Source organism: Desulfobulbus sp. (genome assembly GCF_030824455.1).
GTDB lineage: Bacteria > Desulfobacterota > Desulfobulbia > Desulfobulbales > Desulfobulbaceae > Desulfobulbus.
In genome coordinates, this window is the sequence record NZ_JAVBXR010000011.1 from 1 (window position 1) to 6,723 (window position 6,723).

Below are 6,723 nucleotides of genomic sequence, written 5' to 3' on the forward strand. Positions count from 1 at the left end.
GCTGCGTTTGCTAACTTAACTCGTTTTGTTTTCCGTGTCAACCACTTTCTTTTTGGCCGCCAGCGAATTACCACTCTGCAGTTGCACCTGCGAAGCAACGAGGCGTGAATATAACCCAAATCTGCAAGGGACGTCAAGAATTATTTTTTGTTCTAAGCACTATTTGTGCTTTTTATCGCTTTGCTTGGGGGCTGCGTCAATAGGCCCTTTTTTTATGTTTGCCTTTCGTTGATTTGATGGCGTAACATGCCACAGCATTGCTCACCTCCCGGCGTCCTCTGCTGGCGCTGCACCACTTTTGAATATTTGCCTGCGGCTTGGACTCTATGAACCCAGTTATTTCGGACGCTCTTAGGAACATACCTAATGTCAACGATTGCGTCAGCGCACTTGTTGAAGACGGTGGTTTACGGCAAATCCCAACACCTCGTATTAAATATTGCGTCCGGCGCTATTTGGAAAATCTTCGATTCGATATTTTAAGCGGAAAGGCAGCCGTGGTTGCCGGCAATGACGTTGAGTTGCTTTATAACAATTTGGCCGATTTTATCAAAGCTTACCACCAAACGCGATTTGCTCGCGTCGTCAATGCCACCGGCATTATAATTCATACCAATTTAGGACGGTCGATTTTACCTGGTTCCTCTTTGCAGCGCCTGACGCAGGCAGGCGGTTGTTACTCGAACCTTGAGTTTAATCTGGATACCGGACGACGAGGATCCCGCTACTCCCATGTAGAAGAGCTGCTTTGCGAACTGACTGGGGCGGAAGCGGCTTTAGTTGTGAATAACAACGCCGCAGCTGTGCTGATCGCCCTTGAGACTCTTGCGATTGGCAAAGAAGCTGTTGTGTCCCGCGGGCAATTGGTTGAGATAGGCGGGTCTTTTCGCATTCCTGACATTATGACCCGAAGCGGCGCTCGGCTTGTCGAAGTCGGCACGACCAATCGCACCCACCTCCGTGATTATGAAAAAGCCATAACCAGCGAAACCGGTGTTTTGCTGCGCGTGCATTGCAGCAATTACCGCATTGTCGGCTTTACCGGAGAAGTGAGCAATGTCGATTTGGCGCAACTGGGCAAAGCCCGCGGCATTCCAGTGATGGAAGATCTCGGCTCAGGTTGTTTTGTTGATTTGAGCAAATTCGGTTTGGCCAAGGAACCAACCGTCCAGGAAGTCGTAGCCAGCGGCATGGATATTGTCACCTTCAGCGGCGACAAATTGCTCGGTGGGCCACAGGCTGGGATTATTGTCGGCAAGAAGCATCTAATTGATCAGATAAAAGAAAATCCTCTTAATCGGGCGCTTCGCATTGATAAATTGACTCTGGCTTCCTTGGAATCCGTGTTGCGTCTGTATCTCGATGAGGTGAATGCGCTGCAAGAAATTCCCACCTTGCGGATGATCGCCGTTCCTGAATCCGTGGTTGAACAGCGCGCTCGCCACCTTTTAAGCTTGTGCAAAGCTGAACTGGGCACGAGTTGCAGCTTGGAAACAATTAGCGTTCAGTCGCAGGTGGGAGGCGGCGCCATGCCGGGGCAAAATCTTGCCAGCTGGGCTGTTGCCGTGCAGCCCAGCAACATGAAAATTTCCCAGCTTGAGCAACGACTTCGTCACGCGCCCGTTCCCGTGATTGGACGGATAGCGAATGACCGGTTGTTGCTGGATATGCGCACCGTTGCTGAAGATGAACTGGACATGGTGCTGGATGGCCTGCGCTACGTGTTGACCAGACAAAATGATGAATCTGCCGCTGTTATTCCTCCGAACACAGAGAAAACACATGCTGACGCTTGATGATTTGTATGTTCTGCATGGGCCGTTGGCTGAAGAAGTCAATCGACTGCTGCCGATTCCCGGAGACATTGCTTTTTACGCACTCACCGGCAACGGTGTTTTGCATCCTTTGCAGGAGCACCTTGCAGACGAACGACGTTCGGTTGCCGAGCAGACAGCGTCTTTCAGTCAACCTCGGGTAATGGATGATCAACTGATCATTCCTTTGTCTCTGGTCTCCGGGGAATGTGCGGTAGCGGTGGTCAGCGAGGTGGACCCGGGCTTTTTGCGAAAAATGTCCGCATCATGGATGCGGGAACTGCGCGACGAACTTCTGCAGCGCTTTGAACAAATCCGTTTAACCTATATTGACCCGGAAACAGCACTGTACAACCGGCGAGCCGCCGCCGCTTTCCTGTGCGTGCCTGCTGCGGAGTATCCCGGATTTTTCTTTTTGATCAACACCGTTTTCTATCGCCGCTCAGCTGCCGGGAACTTGCAGAAGCTCCGAGAAACCGCAGATTTACTTCTTGCCTTAACCCGCGGTCAGTGCTTCTCGTTTGGCTACGGGGTGTTTGGCCTGTTGCTGCCTGTGCAGAGCAGAAGGCGGGCTTTGCACACTGCCCATCACCTGCAGCGACAGTTGCGCAGGGAAGGGATGAGCAGGGTCCAAGTCGGTTTTTCCAGGGTGACCGTAGGGGAGCAACAGACGGAGGTCGAGGTGCCGGACAGGTTCTGGCGTTCTCTTGACATTGCCGAAAAACGTGGACCGGTTGGGATTTGTGATATTGATGCGGTCGACGAGCGCCACCCGCATCCTTTTCAATTGTCCTGCCCCGCTCTTCTTGAAAAGATTCAGGAAAAATGGCGAGGGCTGCCTTGTTTCTCACTCGCGCTTCTTTCCCGCCAGGCCATGGCGGAGACTGCCGCTGCCTTTGATGCACAGATGGAACAAGCTGTGAGCGACTACGGCGCTTATTTTGCCGGTGACGACGATTTTTCCCTGGTCCTCTTTCCCGGCCTGACTCCAGAAACCGTGGCGCGCCGTGTCGACGCCCTGGCGCAAACCTGCCGGGAGCGGTATGGCGAGGAAGCCGTCGCCATCAGCGTCGCCTCGTGGCCCTGTCTTGATTTCAGCAAAGGCGACGTGCTCCGCAATTGCCTCAAAGCCCGTCATCACGGGGCTTTTTTGGGGCCGGGAAGCGTGGTTTTTTTCGATCACCTGAGTTTGAACATCAGCGGCGATTATTATTTCGACGAAGGCGATTACCAGGCTGCGCTCCGCGAATACCGACGCGGCTTGCGGTTGCAACCTGGAGACGTCAATTTGATCAACAGTCTGGGCGTGGCGCTGGTTGAATGCAATCGAGAACGGCAGGCTGCAGGGTGTTTTCGAGATGTGCTGCGCCAGGATCCTGACAATTATATGGCCTTGGTCAACCTCGGTCATGTGAGTCAAACCTTGGGGGATAAAGCGGGCGCGTTGGAGTGTTTCGAGCGGGCGTATCAAGCGCACGCGCAGGACGAATCCGCCGGGCAGGAGTTGTTTTTGCCGCTTGGTCGGCTCTATGCGGAACTGGGGCGGCACGATAAGGCCATCGTCATTTTGGAACTCTGGCGCGATCGGCCGGGCAGCGACCGGGAATTTCTTCTTTTTCGTCTGCTCGGGCAGAGTTACATGGAACTCGGGCGGGCAAGCGAAGCTATCAATGCCTGTCAAAAAGCTCTGCGGTTGTTTCCTCAGGATAGCGTTTCTCTCAGTACATTGGGACTGCTCTACGTCGAACAGGGCGAAGGCGGCGAGGTTGGATTGTCGTTGTGCAATAAAGCGCTTTCTTTAGATAACTTCAATCCGGATCACTGGCGACGTTTGAGTCGGGCCCTGCTGCGTCTCGGCAATATGGTCGAAGCGCTTGAGGCGGGCAAGCAGTGCCTGCGCCTGCGTCGCAACGACACAGAAGGCCTCCTGCAACTCGGCAACCTGCACAGCGCCATGGGGCGAACAAAAACAGCAAAGAAATATTTTTCCAAGGCGCTGGCAAAGAAAAATTGCACCGAATTTCAAACTGAACAGTTGAGAAAAAGCCTCGACGATTGCTTAAAGGCCTGCAAGGCGTGAAGCCTATCATTGTGCTCAACCGTTGGCTGTCGTTGAGGCCGTCTGGAGACCGTCCTGTCGGGCGCGGATTATTTTTTTGCGAGAATGAGGATATCCTTCAACATAATGAGGATTTTTTGATACGCTGACAACAAAACCGTTTTATCGATATGTTGAAAAGCGCATAAGGAGCAGTTCGCCATGGCCCAGATAGATGCATTTTTTAAATTGATGAATGATGAAGGCGCCTCTGACTTGCATATGATGGCCGGCCAGCAACCGATTCTCCGCATTCGCGGCGACATGGAGCGGGTCAAATTCAAGGCTTTGGATAACGAAACGCTGAAAAGCATGCTGTACGAGATCTGTCCTGAGGATAAAATCAAGATCTTCGAAGAGACCGGCGACATGGACTTCGGCTACGAGATTCCAGGTCTGGCCCGCTACCGCTGCAATTTTTTCCAGCAGAAGTACGGCATTGGCGCTGTTTTTCGCGAAATTCCCAGCGACATTCTCACCTGCGAACAGCTTGGCCTGCCCAAGGTCGTTTCCCGCCTGGCATCGTTGCCTAAAGGGCTGGTGCTGGTTACCGGGCCGACCGGTTCGGGAAAATCAACCACCCTGGCCGCCATTATTGACGAGTGCAACAAAACGCGCAAGGATCATATCCTCACCGTTGAGGATCCCATCGAGTTTGTTCATAAAAGCCAAAACTGCATTGTTAACCACCGCGAGGTGGGAACGCACACCCGCAGTTTTTCAGCCGCCCTGCGCGGCGCGCTCCGTGAAGATCCGGACATTATTCTGGTGGGCGAGATGCGCGATCTGGAAACCATCTCGTTGGCCATGGAGGCCTCAATGACCGGGCATCTCGTGTTCGGCACGCTCCACACTATGAACGCGATGAAAACGGTCGACCGTGTGGTCGAAATCTTTCCAGCCAACCAACAGGGACAGGTGCGCTCCACCTTGGCCGACGCCCTGCGGGCCGTAGTGTCTCAGACCTTGTTTAAACGGGCCGACATTAAGGGGCGGGTGGCGGCGCTGGAGATTCTGATCTGCACGCCGGCGGTTCGCAATCTGGTCCGTGAAGGCAAAACCTACCAAATTCCTTCGATCATGCAGACCGGCAAGAAATTTGGCATGCAAACCTTGGACGACGCTATTTTTGATCTCTTGGAGAAAAAGAAGATCAGCGCCGAAGACGCCTATATTAATTGTTATGAGAAAGGGCGGTTTGTGAAATTCCTGCGCCATCAGCCCTCAGATTTCACCGAGATTTAGGAAAGCGCGACTGGCGAGGTTTAGGAGACGGCGTGTTGGGCGAGGCAGCTTGACAAGACCTTGCGTTGCGCCTGATTGAGGTTGACGAAGCGGGCGCAATGGTTGAGCACCGTAGTTTTGATGCCGTTGACGTCCAGCAGTTGCTCGAAGGTGGCGACGACTTCCGCTGAGAGTTGCTCCAGTGAGGAGCCGTCGTTGCAGTTGTAGAGGTCCAGGGTGACCAGTGGTCCGGCAATGGGGGCGGCGTTGTAATGCTGGTCAAAGCAAAGGCCGCCTTCGCTGATGTTTTTGATTCGAGCGTATTGATTGGCGCGGCCGGGTATGCGAACAAGAAAAAAAGCCGGCAGTTGTTTGCGGACAAACTGTCGGTTTTCAACACCGACGGCAACAGGAAACATGTAGACCAGTTGCTGGCGGCAGTCCTCACAGGCATAGGTCCGAGCTGTCGGCAGGGCGCCTAGACGCTCCGCCGGGGGGCGAGCCGCCAAACGGCGACTGCCGCAGGCGGGACATTTTTTGCCAAACACCATCATCAAGAACGCTCCGTCAGTTGAGGGTTTCCCTTCGTTATTTGTGCAACATACCGCATAATTCTTGCCCTTTCAAGTCTCACCTTGCTGCAGCCGACGCCCGGTTGTTCCCCTCCCAAACAAATTGATCGCCTGTGAAGGTCTTGGCGCGCACGTCTTTGCCGTCGGTGCTGACGGTGACGGTTCCGGCTTGGGCCGTGATCAGGATGCGTATTTTTTGCCGTTGCCAGCGCTCAAGATGCTCCGGTGCCGGCAGAACGCCCTGTTGGCGCTGACCAGCGGAAACCACAATCAGGGCCGGGTTGACTGCGGCGATGAACGCTTCTCCCGCTGAAGTGCGGCTGCCGTGGTGCGGCGCGAGCAGAACGTCGGCGTGAAGACGAGCCCCTGTTTGCAGCAGTCGGCCTTCACTTGAAACGCCGACGTCGGCGGGCAACAGCAAACTACGCGCCCCGTACTGCAGATGCAGCACCAGGCTGCGGTCATTGGCGGAGGCTGCGGAGTCTTTGATTAATCCAGGCATTCCCAGGCATTGCAGCCGCAGGTCGCGGCCCTGTTCGAGCAGATCTCCGGCCGAAGCGGCCTGAATCGGAATGTTCGCTTGGCGCGCTGCATTAAGCAGTCGCTCGTACCCGGGCTCTTCGCCGACGTCGCCATTGACGATCAGGCGTCGAGGCTGAAAGCGGGCTAGAACAAACGGCACACCGTTGTAATGGTCGCCATGGGGATGGGTGATGATCAGATCGTCAAGCCTCCAGATGCGTTTTCGCCAAAGGAAAGGGGCAATGAGACTTTGGCCAGTATCAAAGCGTTCGGTCTGGTAACCGCCGCCGTCGATCAGCATCTTTTTGCCGTCAGGCAGCTGCAGCAGGGTGGACGCCCCTTGGCCGACATCAAGAAAATCGACAACCAGTTCATTATTCCATTTCTAAAGCAAAAGTGATATAATATGCCCATCAATGGAGGTGGGTGTATGGCACGACCAGCAAGCGGCAAGGAAGTTTTAGCAAAGGCGAAAGAAGCATTGGCAAAAGCG

At 54.2% G+C, this 6,723-nt stretch carries 6 protein-coding genes; 3 read left to right on the plus strand and 3 right to left on the minus strand.

Annotated features, from left to right (window positions below; genetic code table 11):
- Positions 1-326 precede the first annotated feature (326 nt).
- From selA to RCH93_RS01790, 3 genes are all read left to right on the plus strand, one after another.
- Positions 327-1,796 carry an L-seryl-tRNA(Sec) selenium transferase gene (gene selA, locus RCH93_RS01780; protein WP_306546507.1) on the plus strand — a complete coding sequence of 490 codons (1,470 nt, stop codon included), beginning with the start codon at positions 327-329 and terminating at the stop codon, positions 1,794-1,796.
- Positions 1,783-3,894, plus strand: a complete 2,112-nt coding sequence (locus RCH93_RS01785) for a lipopolysaccharide assembly protein LapB (RefSeq protein ID WP_306546509.1) — start codon at positions 1,783-1,785, stop codon at positions 3,892-3,894. The genes selA and RCH93_RS01785 overlap by 14 nt, the downstream gene beginning before the upstream one ends.
- 180 nt (positions 3,895-4,074) lie before the next feature.
- A complete protein-coding gene (locus tag RCH93_RS01790) occupies positions 4,075-5,157 on the plus strand; it encodes a type IV pilus twitching motility protein PilT (protein ID WP_306546511.1) in 1,083 nt (360 codons plus the stop codon).
- A 20-nt stretch (positions 5,158-5,177) separates the two neighbouring features.
- On the opposite strand, the gene RCH93_RS01795 is transcribed toward RCH93_RS01790, so the two are convergent.
- The 3 genes from RCH93_RS01795 to RCH93_RS01805 all read right to left on the minus strand — a co-directional run.
- Positions 5,178-5,690 carry a PilZ domain-containing protein gene (locus RCH93_RS01795; protein ID WP_306546513.1) on the minus strand — a complete coding sequence of 171 codons (513 nt, stop codon included), beginning with the start codon at positions 5,688-5,690 and terminating at the stop codon, positions 5,178-5,180.
- Positions 5,691-5,766: 76 nt separating this feature from the next.
- The gene (locus RCH93_RS01800) at positions 5,767-6,531 is read right to left on the minus strand and encodes a ComEC/Rec2 family competence protein (protein ID WP_306546515.1); all 765 of its coding nucleotides are present in this window, start codon (positions 6,529-6,531) and stop codon (positions 5,767-5,769) included.
- On the minus strand, positions 6,525-6,723 hold a 199-nt coding region (locus tag RCH93_RS01805), incomplete at its 5' end, for a hypothetical protein (RefSeq protein ID WP_306546517.1). The genes RCH93_RS01805 and RCH93_RS01800, both read right to left, overlap by 7 nt.